This is a genomic window from Neobacillus cucumis, from assembly GCF_016908975.1.
GTDB classification, from domain to species: Bacteria; Bacillota; Bacilli; order Bacillales; family Cytobacillaceae; genus Neobacillus; species Neobacillus cucumis.
Genome location: NZ_JAFBEX010000005.1, coordinates 243,596 through 259,844, shown reverse-complemented (window position 1 = coordinate 259,844; position 16,249 = coordinate 243,596). Strand labels below are relative to the sequence as shown.

The 16,249-nt window shown below is 37.2% G+C and carries 16 protein-coding genes; 4 read left to right on the top strand and 12 right to left on the bottom strand.

All coding sequences use genetic code 11. The annotated features are described in order from the left end of the window. Positions 1 to 9: 9 nt before the first annotated feature. The 5 genes from JOC76_RS08880 to modA all read right to left on the bottom strand — a co-directional run bounded on the left by JOC76_RS08880 (position 10) and on the right by modA (position 5,378). Positions 10 to 1,116: an alpha/beta hydrolase family protein gene (locus tag JOC76_RS08880; protein WP_205177235.1), complete on the bottom strand. Its 1,107-nt coding sequence runs from the start codon at positions 1,114 to 1,116 to the stop codon at positions 10 to 12. A 220-nt stretch (positions 1,117 to 1,336) separates the two neighbouring features. Then, positions 1,337 to 2,284 carry a VOC family protein gene (locus JOC76_RS08875; RefSeq protein ID WP_205177234.1) on the bottom strand — a complete coding sequence of 316 codons (948 nt, stop codon included), beginning with the start codon at positions 2,282 to 2,284 and terminating at the stop codon, positions 1,337 to 1,339. A 200-nt stretch (positions 2,285 to 2,484) separates the two neighbouring features. Next, the gene (locus tag JOC76_RS08870; protein ID WP_205177233.1) at positions 2,485 to 3,720 is read right to left on the bottom strand and encodes an ATP-binding protein; all 1,236 of its coding nucleotides are present in this window, start codon (positions 3,718 to 3,720) and stop codon (positions 2,485 to 2,487) included. 203 nt (positions 3,721 to 3,923) lie between these two features. After that, positions 3,924 to 4,583: a molybdate ABC transporter permease subunit gene (modB, locus tag JOC76_RS08865; protein ID WP_205177232.1), complete on the bottom strand. Its 660-nt coding sequence runs from the start codon at positions 4,581 to 4,583 to the stop codon at positions 3,924 to 3,926. A 6-nt stretch (positions 4,584 to 4,589) separates the two neighbouring features. After that, on the bottom strand, positions 4,590 to 5,378 hold the full coding sequence (gene modA / locus JOC76_RS08860) for a molybdate ABC transporter substrate-binding protein (RefSeq protein WP_205177231.1): 789 nt from the start codon (positions 5,376 to 5,378) through the stop codon (positions 4,590 to 4,592). 151 nt (positions 5,379 to 5,529) lie between these two features. Here modA and JOC76_RS08855 point away from each other — a divergent pair, with 151 nt between their 5' ends. Further along, positions 5,530 to 6,462, top strand: a complete 933-nt coding sequence (locus tag JOC76_RS08855; RefSeq protein ID WP_205177230.1) for a substrate-binding domain-containing protein — start codon at positions 5,530 to 5,532, stop codon at positions 6,460 to 6,462. Positions 6,463 to 6,508: 46 nt separating this feature from the next. Here the strand turns inward: JOC76_RS08855 and JOC76_RS08850 are convergent, their stop codons facing one another. After that, on the bottom strand, positions 6,509 to 6,757 hold the full coding sequence (locus JOC76_RS08850) for a hypothetical protein (protein WP_205177229.1): 249 nt from the start codon (positions 6,755 to 6,757) through the stop codon (positions 6,509 to 6,511). Between the two features lie 190 nt (positions 6,758 to 6,947). On the opposite strand from JOC76_RS08850, the gene JOC76_RS08845 reads away from it, so the two are divergent. Beyond that, the gene (locus tag JOC76_RS08845) at positions 6,948 to 8,948 is read left to right on the top strand and encodes a fibronectin type III domain-containing protein (protein ID WP_205177228.1); all 2,001 of its coding nucleotides are present in this window, start codon (positions 6,948 to 6,950) and stop codon (positions 8,946 to 8,948) included. A gap of 67 nt (positions 8,949 to 9,015) precedes the next feature. On the opposite strand, the gene JOC76_RS08840 is transcribed toward JOC76_RS08845, so the two are convergent. Then, on the bottom strand, positions 9,016 to 9,813 hold the full coding sequence (locus JOC76_RS08840; RefSeq protein WP_205177227.1) for a DUF2935 domain-containing protein: 798 nt from the start codon (positions 9,811 to 9,813) through the stop codon (positions 9,016 to 9,018). An 819-nt stretch (positions 9,814 to 10,632) separates the two neighbouring features. On the opposite strand from JOC76_RS08840, the gene bcaP reads away from it, so the two are divergent. Continuing rightward, positions 10,633 to 12,021, top strand: a complete 1,389-nt coding sequence (gene bcaP, locus JOC76_RS08835) for a branched-chain amino acid transporter BcaP (protein ID WP_205177226.1) — start codon at positions 10,633 to 10,635, stop codon at positions 12,019 to 12,021. A 123-nt stretch (positions 12,022 to 12,144) separates the two neighbouring features. After that, on the top strand, positions 12,145 to 12,570 hold the full coding sequence (locus JOC76_RS08830; protein WP_205177225.1) for an EamA family transporter: 426 nt from the start codon (positions 12,145 to 12,147) through the stop codon (positions 12,568 to 12,570). A gap of 52 nt (positions 12,571 to 12,622) precedes the next feature. Here the strand turns inward: JOC76_RS08830 and ssuE are convergent, their stop codons facing one another. The 5 genes from ssuE to JOC76_RS08805 form a co-directional block, all read right to left on the bottom strand. After that, on the bottom strand, positions 12,623 to 13,156 hold the full coding sequence (gene ssuE / locus JOC76_RS08825; protein WP_205177224.1) for an NADPH-dependent FMN reductase: 534 nt from the start codon (positions 13,154 to 13,156) through the stop codon (positions 12,623 to 12,625). 40 nt (positions 13,157 to 13,196) lie between these two features. Next, the gene (locus JOC76_RS08820; protein ID WP_205177223.1) at positions 13,197 to 13,409 is read right to left on the bottom strand and encodes a Fur-regulated basic protein FbpA; all 213 of its coding nucleotides are present in this window, start codon (positions 13,407 to 13,409) and stop codon (positions 13,197 to 13,199) included. Between the two features lie 88 nt (positions 13,410 to 13,497). Then, positions 13,498 to 14,628, bottom strand: a complete 1,131-nt coding sequence (locus tag JOC76_RS08815) for an amidohydrolase (RefSeq protein WP_205177222.1) — start codon at positions 14,626 to 14,628, stop codon at positions 13,498 to 13,500. An 18-nt stretch (positions 14,629 to 14,646) separates the two neighbouring features. Next, on the bottom strand, positions 14,647 to 15,159 hold the full coding sequence (locus JOC76_RS08810; protein ID WP_205177221.1) for a GNAT family N-acetyltransferase: 513 nt from the start codon (positions 15,157 to 15,159) through the stop codon (positions 14,647 to 14,649). 11 nt (positions 15,160 to 15,170) lie between these two features. Further along, positions 15,171 to 16,208, bottom strand: a complete 1,038-nt coding sequence (locus JOC76_RS08805; protein ID WP_239557623.1) for an ABC transporter substrate-binding protein — start codon at positions 16,206 to 16,208, stop codon at positions 15,171 to 15,173. Positions 16,209 to 16,249: the final 41 nt, after the last annotated feature.

Sequence of the window (16,249 nt, the reverse complement as noted above, 5' to 3'; positions counted from 1 at the left end):
AACTCCTCATTACCTTGATAACTGCTCTTTTAACCAGTCATACATTTCATAGGTTTCAGTAATATTATCGACCTGACAATGAGACGAACCCGGACTGCTTGTTGGAATAATTTTTAACCAGCGTGGTCCTGTTAGGTCATTATATACATTGTAGGCATTATCAACTGTATTTTGACGGTCATCTTCACCATGAACGATGTAAGTTGGCATTTGGATTTTTTCAGCCACACCGCGTAAATTATAGTGCTGCAGCATTGCCCTTGCGGCAGGCATGTCTTCTACACCAAAGATATGCTGAAGGATTTTCGCTAATGGATGGTTATCTGGACGTTTTGCCCATACATCATTGTAATCATAAACTGCACCCCAAATTGCACAAGCTTTAAACCTTGGCTCGAATGCCGCACATCTTGCAGCCATATAACCGCCCATCGATACAGCCATTACACCAATCCGCTCTGGATCCACATCCAAGTTTTCAACAGCCCACTCATAGGCCGCTGTACCAGCAGTATCATAATCATGACGCGAATGAATATGATGGATTCGTAAGGCTCCTCCTTGACCAGGACCATCAAGGGCAAGCAGCGAAATCCCTCGTTGATTTAATAACTGAGCAGGACCATAATATAATTCCTCTGCAGTAGAATCCAAGCCGCCGAACATAATCATTAACGGTCCCTTACTTTGACCTGGGGCTTCAAAATAATATCCAGGCAGCACGGCATGCTCAAAAGGAATATTAATAGCTTTTGGCGGCGTGGCTAAAAGCTCCCCGCCTTTTCTAAACGATTCCACCCCTTTTAAATAGGTTGGTAGTTTACGTTCATCATCAGGCTGCAGGAAAAATTCTGCCGTACGAAAATAGTTTGCTGCCCGTAAATAGCCGGAACGGGCTGTTTCTTTATTTCCTTTGTCCATTGCATCATTAGCCGTTGATAATGATTTATTTCCAATTCTCATCCATTCATGATGAAAACTCTCTAAATCTCCTAACTTCATACGGCTGGCCGCATCGAGGATTTCATTTACTTCGCCGCCGCCAAAATACGACTGACTAATCATTCGTACAATTTGATAAGACCACATATAATTTTCCGGAAAGAAATGCCACATTTCGTTAATTCCCCTTTTTGCTTATATATTATTTAAGCTGTGTTAAACATGGATCTTGATTTCCGCACCAGGCACTCGCTTTCCACGGGCGTGCCGGGGAGCCTCCTCGGCGAAGACAGCGCCTGTGGGGTCTCCCCAGCCCCGTACTCCCGCAGGAGTCAAGCGCCTTCCACTTCAATCAACATCGTTCCAAAATCAACAATAACCTTTAACACAGCCATTATTTAATCACTTTACCAGATGCATCCCAAGGCATTTCTCGACCCCATGCATCATTTGGATTTTCAGAAAGACTCCAACGGTAAGGACCAAAATCAGGGGCAAACACAAGATGGGCTCCTGCGTATAACTCAAAACGATTGCCGCCTGGCTCATCTACGTAAAAGAAAAAACCTTCTGCAAGGGCATGTCGTGTTGGTCCTCCCATAGCCAATTCATAACCGTTTTCTAAGATGTGATCTGCCGCCAAGAGGACTTCTTCCCTGCTTTCAACGGCATAACACACATGGTTGAATCCGCCTGGTTTCCCGCTATGACCTTTCAAAAACGCAATATCGTGGGAGAGATTCGTGACAGATAACCATGCACCAATTTCAGGACTTCCTGGTTCATCCGCATTTAAGAAAATCCCTTCGTTATAGCGGAAGCCAATATTTTGATAGAATTCACGGTCTTTTGTTACATCATTACTAAAAAGTGTGATGTGATCAATTCGACGTGGAGAAATGCCGCGTCCTGGATTTTTTTGCGGACGATTTTTCCATTTACTGCGCAGTTGATCTGGTGCTTCATATAATTCAACATCCCAGAAAATCTCTTCCAAGTGTCCATCAGGAGAAGTAAATTGATAGGCTCGCCCATGACCAAGATCACCTTCAATCCAACCAATTCCGAACCCGAGTTTTTCAATATGGGCAGCTGCCTCTTCCAGTGCGGCAGGACTATCAGCGCGCCAGCCGATATGTCCAAGACCCGGTTCTTTTCCTGCGGTTATTTTCAAACTATGGTGGTAATGCTCCCCCCATGCCCGAAAATAAACGGAATTCTCTGTTCTGTCGGACTCTTCTAAGCCAATAATATTTTTAAAGAAATTTGCGGATTCTTCTAGCTCTGGACTGATTAATTCAACGTGGGCAAGATGGGAAAAAAAATGTGGATTTTTATACATACTATATTCCTCCAATAATAAATATCATATTAAACCAGCTTACACGAAAGCGGTTTATTAATGATAATTATAAAGAGACCCGCACTTGAAAACGTTCACATTTTTATCGAAATTAATATTAATTTTTATCTTTTTTTAGAAAACAATAACTACTCACTCATAATAAAAAAAAAGTGTAAAATTGCTTTCACACTTTTTCTTTAAACAGGAATTAATATCGTAAAGGTTGTCCCTTTCCCTTTTTCACTGTCAACTTGTATAGTCCCGTTTACTTTACTTATCGTACTATATACCATCAGCATCCCAAGACCCGTTCCTTCTTTTTTTGTAGAATAATAGGGACTTCCTAATTGTAGAACCTCTTCTTTGTTCATACCAATTCCGTTATCTTCAATTTTAATCATGACGTTATTCTTTTGCTCCGATACAACGATTAAAAGAATCCCCCCATTTTCTTTCATCGCCTCAACAGCGTTTTTAAGTAGATTAATTAAACACTGCTGGATTTGGTTTTTATCATATTTAAACGTTAAAGTGTTGTTGAAGGTATATTGAATGTCCACTTGATGCATGTTGGCAAATGGAGTCATAATATTTTTTACATACTCTGTTTCTTCCTTCAAATTTGAATTAACCATATTCTCTGATTGTGGCTTTGCAAACGCTAAAAAATCACTGACAATCTTTTCAGCACGTTTTAATTCCAATAATGCATATTCTATGTAAGTCCTTTCTTCCATGGTAATCGTTCGCGATTTACTTAAAAGCTGTAGAAATCCGTTTGTTACCGTAAGTGGATTTCGGATTTCATGAGAAACACTAGCCGATAATTCACTTAGTACTATGAGCCTCTCGGATTGTAATAATGACTTTCGGGCATTATTATTATTCATAATTTTCTCTAACAATACCATTATCACAAACATGACTAAAGCATAAGTACAAACTGCATTTACAGTCAGGATCCAGAATTCCATATTTAAGACTGGTAAAAATGTTGCTAGCGTTGAAAGATAGAATACCATTGTAAGAACAGCAACTACTATTGCAGAAATAATTCTTTTCTTTGCGTTTTGTTGAATAAACTTTTTACTTAGTAACGGAACTAAGCTAAAAATGACAGTTGAAAAAAGAAAGGATTGAAATGTACCCGGTCCACCAATCATGAACCGATAGATGTTTAACACAAAATACAATGTAAAACTATATTTATATCCCCCAAACAGCGCAATGATGAGAAATGGAATATATCGTAGATCAAATATAAAACCAATTTGTAATTTAATCGGAAACGCCATGCAGAGAACCATTGATATAGAGGAAAGAAAAATAAGAATATATTTATTATATGTATGAAACTTGTTCTCAAAGAAAATAAGATAAATTAAAACTGGAAATAATAGAAATAAAAAATTTAATAGTAAAGATTCGATCAAGCTGAAACTCCTTTCAGGCTGTTGAAATCAAAAAACCAATGGATTCTGTTTATAAACAGAATACTATTTTACTACATAAATTGATATCCATTTAAAAATTATTTTTCGTTTTCTCTTAAAGCGCTAAACAACAAAAGGAATAGAACTCATTCAATCCACAAATGTGCATTGTGAAAGAGTTCTACTCCTTAATTCATTGGCTTTTATTTAGATTTCATGAGTTGTAATCCAATTAACATTAAGAATGAAATGATCACCAAACTTGATACCCATAACCAAGCCAATTCCATATTACCTGCATCCATTGCTACATATATCGCGGTGGAAATCGTTTGGGTTTTCCCTGGAATGTTTCCAGCAAACATTAATGTGGCTCCAAACTCGCCTAATGCTCTTGCAAAGCTAAGTATCGCACCTGAAATGATTGATTGAAATGCAAGAGGGATAGAAATCGTCATAAATAATTGAACTTCTTTCGCCCCGTCCACACGAGCTGCATTCTCGATATCCTCATCTATTCCTTCAAACCCTGTCTTTGCAGATTGGTACATAAGGGGAAAAGCCACAACAGTAGAGGAAATAACCGCTGCCCACCAAGTAAACATAACAGGTTGATGAAAAATCCATTCCATCAATTGTCCAATTATACTATTTCTCCCAAATACGACAATTAACAGGAACCCTACAACAGAAGGCGGCAAGACTAACGGTAGAAGGAAAAACGTCTCAACAAAAGATTTCCCTTTAAACTTCTTATTAGCCATCACCTTTGCAAAAAATAAACCTAAGATTAATACACACACACCCGAAACAGCTGCTACCTGAATAGAGAGTTTAACAGGTGACCAAAAATCAGTTGTCATTGTAGTTTACTCTAATCCTTTAAACCCATACTTTGTAAAAGTCTTTAACGACTGTTTATTTTGAAGATATTCATACAATAGTTTTGCCTCTGTTGGATGGGTACTATTCTTGATCACACCAACTGAATAAACAATCGGTGCATGTGTATTTTCATTAGCTGTTGCTGCAATTTTTACCTTTTTTGAGATCAATGCATCGGTTTTGTAAACAATTCCTGCATCCACGTTGTTCGTCTCTACATAGGTAAGCACTTGGCGTACATCCTTGGCATATACGACTTTTCTTTCAACTGCATTCCAAATATGTAATTTGTCGAATGTCTCTTTTGCATACTGACCTGCAGGTACAACCTCTGGAGTTCCAATGGACAGTTTGTCTATCTTCGTGAGATCTTCGAATGATTTGATTCCTTTAGTAGAATCTTTCGGTACCACTAAGACCAAATCATTTCCAAGCAAGTCTTTTCCTTTTGTTTTCTCAATTAATCCATCTTGAATCAATTTATCAAACTTGTCTTTTGCAGCAGAGAAGAAGAGATCCACAGGTGCTCTTTGTGAAATTTGCTGTTGCAGTGCCCCTGATGCTCCAAAGTTATAGTTTATGGTTACATTCGGATATTTTTTTTCAAAGTCTGCTTTGACATCATTTAGTGCATCTTGTAAACTAGCCGCAGCTGAAACGGTCAATTCTACTTTCTTCTCAGAAGTCGTTTTTTTAGCTTGTTCGTTAGAAGAGCATCCAGCCAAAGTTAGTAAAAGCAGTATAATAGAAAAAAATATATATTTCCTTTTCAAAGCTCTCTCCCCTTTTTAATTATAAGTAATTATAACTAATTATAATTAGTTATAATTAAAATGAATAGAACAAATCTCACTTTTTGACAAATTCTTTAAAGAATATACTTTCGGACAAGTAGTAGTTAAAATAAGGGTTGGAGGGATGTACATGTCAAATGAGCTTTCCTATACGATTGAGGAGGTTTCACAGCTTTTAAAGGTGTCCAAATTAACCCTTTATGATCTAGTGAAAAAAGGCGAGCTGCCAATATTCCGTGTTGGGAGGCAAATGAGAATTGCGTCAAAAGACCTTGACAATTTTATAGCTAATCATAAAACAAATCAAAATAATTTAAGATCAGCCCCGGATACAGCCCATCAAGTTAACGAAATAAAGAATAATAAGATTGTCATAAGCGGGCAAGACATCGTTTTGGATATACTGGGAAAACACATTGAGAAAAATTCAATGTATAAGTCTTTAAGATCATATACAGGAAGTTTAAACAGCCTTATCTCTATGTACAGTGGTGAATGCGATATCGTTAGCTTGCATCTGTTTGATGGAGATACAGGTGAATATAATCTGCCCTATATCCGGAAAATTTTAGTTGGTTATCCTTTTATCTTAATCAATCTTCTCTCAAGAAAAGCAGGATTATACGTACAAAAGGGCAATCCATTAAATCTACAATCTTGGTCTGATTTTCATCGTGACGATATAATCATGATTAATAGAGAAAGAGGATCAGGTGCAAGAATTCTTCTCGATGAACAATTAAGAATAAACGAAATTCCCTCTAGAAGCATAAATGGTTATGAAAACGAAGAAACAAACCATTTAAGTGTTGCTTCCGCTGTATCTTCTGGAAAAGCTGCTGTAGGAGTTGGAATTGAAAAAGCTGCAAAAATGGTAGGAATAGATTTTATACCATTAGTAACCGAACAGTATGACCTGGTTATTATTAAAACCCCCAAAACAGAGCAGCTTATTAGGACAGTAATGGAAATATTATCATCCCCCTCTTTTCAATCAGAAATTAACTCATTAGGGGATTATGATACTTCCAATACAGGGAAAGTTATTTTTGAAACCTATTAAAAAGAAGGACTGATAATCAGCCTTCTTTTTTTGTTGACTTTATCGATTATAGTACTAGCAAATACTGAATTTGATATGGAGATAGCGGGGTAATGGCTGCAATATGGTAGCCAATACTCAGTAACTGAGATAAGGTCTCTGCACAATTTTGGCGGGGAGGTTCAATGGGTGCATGAAAACTTTTATATAGATTCATAAACTGATTATCAATTGTACAATGAAGTAAGACAACATGTTTACCCGTCCATGCTTGACCAATGATGGGTTGAATTGGAATTTCCGCTGTATATCGCATCTTTTTACACCTTCACTTATTGATACCACTACATTATGTAATCATTTTGTCCATTGTTCTGCCTAAAAAGGGATTTGGAAATCAACTGGAACATATTGTTCATTAAAAGAAAGCGATTTATATATTAATATAGAATTATATGTCTTTTGGTAGCATTTATTGAGTTCAAGATTTTTAAGAGGAGGCCTCTATGCTAAAGAAAATCATCTCAACTGTATTCTCCTTCTCCATCATGCTCACTGGTATTTTATCCATTTCAATTATAGAGCCAGAAGTTACAGAGGCTTCTTCCTATAACAATTTATCTGGACGTCCGTTTATGGGATGGAGCAGCTGGAGTTCTATTCGTAAGAAACCGACAGAGCAAAATATAAAAGCTGCGGCTGATATTATAGCAGCCAAATTTAAGGCTCATGGTTATGAATATGTAAACTTAGATGATTATTATCAACTTAATTGGACCACTCATGTCGATAAATATGGAAGATGGGTGGTTGATCCTAAGAAATTTCCACATGGAATGAAAGCCCTTGGAGACCACATTCATAAAAAAGGATTGAAATTTGGTCTATATATCACTCTCGGAATTCCCAAAGGGGCCATTGACCAAAATACCCCCATTGAGGGTACCCCCTACCATGCAAAAGATATTGTAGATTTTAGTAAGGGACAAAAAGTCAGTTTTAATTTTGATAATATGTATTCCATCGATTATTCAAAGCGAGGGGCACAGGAGTATGTCGATTCATGGGCTAGACTGTTTGCTTCTTATGGAGTAGATTATCTTAAAATTGATGGAGTTCGAAACGAGGATATTCCAGATATTGAGGCATGGGCTAAAGCATTGAAAAAAACTGGAAGAGCTATCCATGTGGAGTTATCCAATAACCTTGATATCAATCATATTTCGACTTGGCAGAAGGTAGCAAATGGCTGGCGGACAGATCATGATGTGGAAAGCTATGGAAAACCCACCCTTACCGATTGGGAACATGTCGTTAGAAGATTCAATCATGCCGCAAAGTGGCAGCCTCATGCTGGAGCGGGTGGCTGGAATGATTTTGACTCACTTAATGTTGCAAACGGCAGTAGAGATGGACTAACTGGTAATGAAAAACGCTCCTATGTATCACTATGGGCAATTGCGTCCTCTCATTTCGTCATTGGAAGTGACCTTACGAAACTAGATGATTATGGAATCAGCCTTTTAACAAATGACGAAATAATTGGAGTTAACCAAAGCGGTGTTGCAGGAAAAAGGTTATTTAAAACGGCTAACTCCGAGGTATTTTATCAAGAACTGTCAGATGGCTCGTACAACGTTGCCCTCTTTAATACCGGTTCATCTGCCCAAAAGGTAATGGTTAACTGGACGGATTTAGGGTTTGACGGTCCGGCAATGGTACATGATAGGTGGAGCCACGAAGATTTAGGTGAGAGTGAGTCAGGTTTCAAAGCCAATCTGGCTACACATGCTTCTCATATGATACATGTGGTTCCCTCTTCCACACTTACAGTTTCACCGATTAACGGCGCTTCAGAGATAAATCCTTCAAGTATTACATTAAGCTGGAGTGCAATATCCAAATCGGACAGCTATCATGTACAAGTGGCAACAGATCCTGATTTGACAAAAGTGGTTGTTGACCGTACTGTTACTTCCACTTCTGCAAAGGTAAAGGACCTTGAAAAGGATACACCCTACTATTGGAAAGTATCATCAGTCATAGGTGGAACGGAAACACAGATAGGGATTTATTCCTTCCATACAAAAATGACAACTGCCCCAACTGCGCCAGACTGGGTTATAGTAAATAAGAAAAATAATACGGTTTCACTAACATGGAACCCATCAGTAGGGGCTTCATCCTATACCGTCTATCGCAAAGAAGTAAATATATTTGGCTTCGAAAGCTATCAACCGATTGCAACGAATATCAAGGCTCCACGTTATGTGGATAAATCTACTACTGCCAAAACCAACTATGCTTATGTCGTAACGGCAAAGAATAGTGTCGGTGAAAGTGAACAATCTATTGAAGTGCAATCAGCTAGCAACCAAATAACGATTCAGCTAATTGCTCTTTTGACAGGATTTGTAATTTTTGTTTTCATTGTTACTACCTTGAGGATTAGAAGAGACCATTCCAACGCTACCTCTATTGAAGGTAAAATTGTTAAAACAGCTTAAAATGATACTCTAAAAAGGGCGTACCCAAATATCGTAGCTTGGGTACGCCCTTTTTTGATAAGCACCTTTATTCCTGAAGTCTAGGTTTAGTAGGATCACAATTGGGTGGTTCAATACTTGCCGATTCTGCCAATTTCATCAGGTAATAACATTCTTCCCGAAACATATGATCCGCCATTAGCGGGGCAAATGTCCCTAATGCTTGCTTACTTAGTTCAAGTTCTTCAATTTCAAGTAAAAAGTTTTGAAATAACTTAATTTCCAACTGGGCGTCTACATTCATTTTTGTTAAAGCTGGAAATGTAGTCAAACTTGTTCTTAGATAACCTGCTAATTCAACAGCCTTCAGGTAAAACTCTTCAAAGCTCTTCGTAAATAGATTACTTTTCTCTTTCAACTTCTTTTCAACCCCATCTAAATTAGAGGAAATCGCTTCTGAATGACCAGCAGCATCCAATAACCATACGAGATGATGATGGAGCTCATGATAAATTGGCGGCACTTTTCCTTCCTTAAGATGGCTCAAAATTCGGACATACTCCTCTAATTCATTGACCATATGATTGATAAAAGTAGGTGAAAGATGAATTTTAATTTTTCCAATAAGGTGTTTGTTAAGCAATTCTAATTTAAATTCTCGTAGATTTATCACCTCTTTTTCAGCTTCCACGGTTATTGAACTCAAATCAGCAGATTTTGCCCTCTCAAGCAGAGTGTCAAATATACGAATAAATTGGGATGCCTTTTTAATTTCCTTTTCTTGAACCGGTACAAGGGCTTCATAAATAAATCTAGAATGATCCCCTAATATTTGAAGCCAAAAACGGTGTTCAAATCGAGCAGTTTGTGCAAAGACATCATTCATATTAGCCTCCTCCGTATAAACTACCCCCACTAATTTAAGATTTTATTCTCCTGATTAACATTTTATTAAGGAAAAGCGACATAACTCCCTGTCCTTTTTTATAGCAGAACTAAAAAAAGGTTTGTCCAAACTATAATTTCATAATAAAAGGGCCCCTTCATGCCAAGGCCCCTAAACAACTGATTTATAAGTAGCTTTTTGCTTTAATAATCTTATTTTCTGATTCTTAGTTAAGATTCTCCATAATCTTGCTTTGAATACCATAATATACCTCTCCTCTCAGGGATCATGTATTTTAATGTCATTTCATAAACATATAGCATCGAATTAAGTAGTTGTGTTATCTATTGTAGCAAACATATTATTTAAAAGAAATTCTAAAAAAACGACTATTTATAACTCCAATTTACAAAATTCATGCATTATTTAATAAATGTGATCAAAGTTTTGGAGAATCACCGTAGAACCATCTCTATTATTGTCGAAATATGAATAAAAAAAATTGAATAAATATGTCAATAATGTGAACTGATGTATAAACTCTATGTAGATATTTCTATAATGTGTTTACCCATTTGTATCAATTTTTTAACATGTTATGGACACTTTTTATAAATTTATTGTTTTCCTTTCCCCTCTAAATCATATCAATTAAATTAAAAAATTTATATAATTTCTTTTTAAAGAATATTGATTTTTTTTAAAATAAATTATATTATTAGACTCGTTGATTTTTCTTTCGACATTTTTCGCGCTATTTTCATTCTTAATTTTTTCACAATTTTGATATTAATAAGAGTTTTTAGAAGGGAAGTACTTATGGAGATTTTTAGAAAAAAATCCATTCAGGATTTAATAAATGAAGCTGGAAAAAAAGATGTTTCCTTAAAAAAGGAACTTGGTGCCTTTGATTTATCTATGCTTGGGATTGGAGCCATTGTAGGAACAGGGATTTTTGTTCTCACAGGGGTTGCCGCAGCTGAGCATGCCGGTCCTGCACTTATTTTATCCTTTATTCTTTCAGGTTTAGTTTGTGTATTCGCCGCACTGTGCTATGCAGAATTTGCTTCAACAGTTCCTGTTGCCGGGAGCGCCTACACCTATAGCTATGCAACATTCGGAGAATTCATTGCATGGATCTTAGGGTGGGATTTAATTCTTGAATACGGGTTTGCATCCGCTTCAGTCGCAAGTGGGTGGTCCGGGTATTTCCAAGGACTGATCGCTGGATTCGGGATTCACGTACCAAAAGCCCTCTCTAGTGCATTTAATCCAGCAAATGGAACATATGTAGATGCACCGGCTATCTTCATTACATTTATTATCACGTTTCTTTTAACTAAAGGGGTCAAACATTCGGCACGTTTTAATACCTTAATGGTTATCATTAAATTGGCCGTTGTCATTATTTTTCTAGCCGTTGGGGCTTGGTATGTGAAGCCTGATAACTGGACACCTTTCATGCCATTTGGATTTTCCGGGGTAACTGCTGGTGCTGCAACAGCATTTTATGCCTATATTGGTTTTGATGCCGTTTCAACCGCAGCAGAAGAAGTGAAGAACCCGCAGCGAAATATGCCAATTGGGATCATTGCTTCCCTCTTAGTTTGTACGCTTTTATACGTTGCTGTCTCTGCTGTTCTAACCGGTATCGTTCCATATCAACTGCTTGATGTGAAAAATCCTGTCTCATTTGCCTTAAATTATATCCACCAAGATTGGGTAGCTGGGTTTATTTCACTAGGAGCCATTGCAGGGATTACGACTGTCTTAACCGTAATGGTATTTGGACAGACCCGATTATTTTATGCGATTAGCCGTGATGGACTGCTGCCAAAAATATTTTCCAAAGTAGATAAGAAAAAACAAACACCAGTTGTGAACTCATGGATTACCTGCCTCCTTGTCTCCATTTTTTCCGGCTTGATCCCACTCGGCAAGTTGGCAGAACTCACAAATATTGGGACGCTTTTCGCATTCATGTCCGTTTCTATTGGCATTTTATATCTACGTAAAAAACAAGGAGCACCAAAACGTGGATTCCGGGTACCTCTTGTTCCATGGATTCCGCTGCTCGCATTTTTATCATGTGGATACCTAGTGCTTCAACTTCCAGCTTTAACTTGGATCAGCTTTTTCGTTTGGCTGTTAATTGGTTTAGTAATCTATTTCAGTTATGGTATAAAGCATTCCACATTAAATCGATAGATGTCTACAAGACCTTTTGAATATAAAAAAAACGCAAAGTGGGAGTACCTGCTTTGCGTTTTTTTATGAACATGGTGATAAGCTATAATAAAATAAGATAAAAATGGAAGAAGGTCGTTATGAATGTCTTGGTTACTATTTGCTATTTTATCGGCTGTATCAGCTGCGTTAGTTTCTATTTTTGGAAAGATAGGATTACAAAATATTGATGCCAATACCGCTACTGCGATTCGTTCCGTCATCATGGCAATCTTTTTAATCGGTGTTGTTATGTTCCAGGGGAATTTAGGGAAAATCCCTGAGATTATCGGGCAAAAAAAAGCATTATTATTTATTGTTTTAAGCGGTATAGCCGGTGCCACATCCTGGTTGTTTTACTTTTTAGCCTTAAAAACTGGAAAAGTGTCACAGGTGGGTCCAATTGATAAACTTAGTGTGGTTATTGCAACTGTTTTAGCCATCATCTTTTTCGGAGAGAAGCTTAGTCTAGTAAACGGAATCGGGGTATTTTTAATAGCCATTGGAGTTATCTTAACAGCTTTACAATAACCTCATTAAAAAGAGGCGATGCCCTCATCGCCTCTTTTCTAATTGAATACTTTTATACAGTTAAAAGTGAAGGTTTTAAGCTATTTAAGGAAGCAACCAATCGATTTTTCGCTTCTTGGTCTAGTTCATAGCGATTATTTCCTAATTTTTTGATTTGGTTATCTAAGATAAAAGCTCCCTTTAAAATATGGGTTGCTCCCAATGCAGTAAATACAGGTTTTAGTGAATAGTCGATCATCAATAAGTGACCAAAGGTTCCTCCAACAGCAATCGGTAAAATGATTTTACCCTCTAGACCATTTTGCGGCAAGAGATCCAAGTAAGTTTTCAACACACCGGAATAGGAAGCCTTATATACCGGTGTCAGAATGACGATAATATTCGAATCCTCTACTTTTTTGTTTGCCGCGATAATTTCTTCATGATTGAACTTTGCCTGAATTAAAGCCTCTGATGGAAGCTGACGAACATTAATAACTTCAGGAGGGATTCCAATTTCACGAAATTGGTTTAAAACATCATGCAAAACTCCATTTAATCTTGTTTCTTCTGTTGGACTTCCAGAAATAATTAATACTTTGCTCATTATTTTAACTCCCTTTCTTCTATTAAAATAGTTAATAAGTTTATGATTTTGCTTTTTTACTTGTTAGTTTAATGGAACCGAAATTGCAATGTGGATGTTGTAAAGATTTAAATGCCTTATATTCATGTTCTAATTCGGTTAAAGATAACTCAAAAAGATGTTTATCTTCTTTTTTATACACATTAAAGGCAATCAGTTTATCAATTAATTTTTTGCGCTTATTTTCCACAGCTTCCCGAAGAATATTCCCCACCCGAATCACTCCTATTTATAGATTTAGTTTATAAATGAAACGTTTTTCGTTTGGATCATATACTTAATTGTTATTAATTAGTAAACTGTTAATCTAATAATTTCCTTGCACTTGCATATAAAAAATAAGCTGCTTTTAAAAGAGCGGATTCATCAACAGTAAAGGCAGGATGATGCCAATCCTCTTTTCCATTTGTACCAAAAAAGGCAAAAGTTCCGGGGATATGCAGAAGATAATAAGAAAAATCTTCACCTGCTGTAGATGGTTCAGGATGAATGACGTTCAGGGATTGTTCAATCGCTGCTCCTTCAACAATTTCAGTCACCGATTGATGATTTACTAGTGGAGGTGGACCTGAAAACCAGTGAATCTCAACTTTTTGTGTGAAAGCCGCAGCGATACTATTTACGATCGAGTAAAACCTTGCTTTCACCTCTTCACGAACTATCGGATCAAAGGTTCGTACTGTTCCTTCCAAGCTTACTTCACCCGGAATAACGTTCCATGTACTACCTCCAGTAATTTTCGTCACACTTAATACAGCACTTTGAAGTGGAGAAACATTGCGGCTGACAACCGTCTGCAAGGCTGTGATTAGCTGTCCTGCAGCAACGATGGGATCATGACTATTTTGTGGAAGCGCCGCGTGACTGCCTTTGCCATTTAAAACTATATGAAAACGGTCAACAGCTGCCATCAATGGTCCTTCTTTTATTCCAATTGTACCAACTGGCAGGTCTGGTTTATTATGAAGTCCTATTATCGCCTCCACTCCATCCAACTGCCCATCCTCAATCACATACTTTGCTCCGCCCCCTAACTCCTCGGCCGGTTGAAAAATCAGGCGCACTGTACCATTTAACTGTGATTGATTTTCTTTTAAAAGATGTGCAGCACCAATAAGAGCAGCAGTGTGGAAGTCATGACCACAGGCATGCATGATTCCTTTTATTTTAGAAGCATAGGGAAGACCTGTTTTTTCTTCAATTGGCAGTGCATCAATATCGGCACGAATGGCTACAATCGGTCCTGGTTTTCCTCCCTTTATATCAGCAAAAACACCTGTCTCTAGTTCTGTGTTTCGAATCGGGATATTTAGTTCCTTAAGCCATCCTTCAATAGACCTTGTTGTTTCAAATTCTTGTTTCGACAATTCTGGGTATTGATGTAAATGTCGACGAATCGATATTAAGAATGTCTCAAATTCCTGTTGATTCATAGTAATGTCCTTTCTTTTTTATAAATCATACCGATAGCATTTTACTAAAATATCATTGTTATAAAATTCCTTGGTTTGATCCCGTTTAAATCCAAGCCATTCATACAACTGGATAGCTTTTGCCATTTTATCACCTGAATGCAAGTATAATTGGTTTGCCCCTTGAGACTTTGCAAACTCTAGACCTGCTTTTAATAATGCTTGTGCTATACCGCGTCCACGTGCTTCAGGATGAACCGCCAAAAGGCGAATTATCGGTGAGAAAATTTGTAACTCTGGTCTTTGATATGCTTGATCGGAAGACAAAAATAACTGTAAAGTACCAATAATTTTGTCCTCGCTTTTAGCAATTAAGATTTTTTCAACATTTGGATTATCAACAGATGCTTTTATATTAGCTAAGTACTCTTCCCAAACGTGAGCATCCTTATATTCATGCTCGTACTGCCCATAACTCGACACTAATAATTTGCGTACGTCCTCTTTTTGTTCTTCCGCCATTTCATCTATTATTATTTGGTTAAGGACCATATTTGCCACTCCTATTTATCTGTAATTTTCGCTAACTCCTTATCAAATTCATGGCTCCAGAAAGTATTCACATCGATTTTTTTATTGATGATACCTACACTATTAAAAATATTTGCGATATCTTGCTGAGACTCTGTCTTTGTTTCAGTAAGGGGAATTACACGTGTTGGCCGTTGTTCTTCACCTTCTTTGAACGTTTTAAGAGCCTGCTCATAGGGTTGGTTTGTATTGGTTGCTACAATTTTTGCCCATTTTTCAGGATTTTCTCTTTCCCATTTATTAGCTTGGTTTATTCGATCAAGCAAATCGACAATCGCTGCATGTTTTCGTGGATCACTGATAGCATCTGTTAATGCATTGATTTGGAAATCCCCAGATAAGATATCCTTTGCACTAGCCAGTGTTTTAGCACCATTTTGATGTGCAGAAATAATCGCATTTCCATAGCTTGCTAAAGCATCTACCTTCCCGCCAAGAAGTGCCGCTAATCCATCGGAAGTTGTTAACTGTACAGGCCTAATATCATTCCATGTTAAGCCTGCTTCCTCCAACATTTTGATTAGAAAATAATGAGCAGTTGTATTTTGAACATAAGCAACTTTTTTCCCTTTTAAATCTGCTACAGTTTTAATCTCAGATCCTTTTGCTACGACTAATTCTTGTTGCAGTGTATTGGATTGTTGAATGGCAATTACTTTTGAGTGATCCCCATTCTGAGATAAAGCTGAAAAAAGAGGAGGAATTTCACTTGTAATTCCAAAATCAATATGACCAGCCGTCATGGCCTCAAGAATTAAATTTCCACCCTGAAACACACTGTATTCCACTTTATAGGGGGTGTCATCAAGTCCTGAAGCTTTTAGGGCCTCTTGAATGGTCCCCCAGCCAGTTTGACCGACACGCAAAGTGACATTACTTAAATCGGCGGATGCTTTAGTAGTTGCTTGTTTCGCACTCGTTTTATCACTTGCAATATTAGAGGAACAGCCTGTTAGTCCTATTAACATTAAAATCCCCATAAACAAGGAGATTACGCAAATCTTTTTCATAATCATTCCCTCAAGTCTATTCAAATTTTTCGTATCTTTCG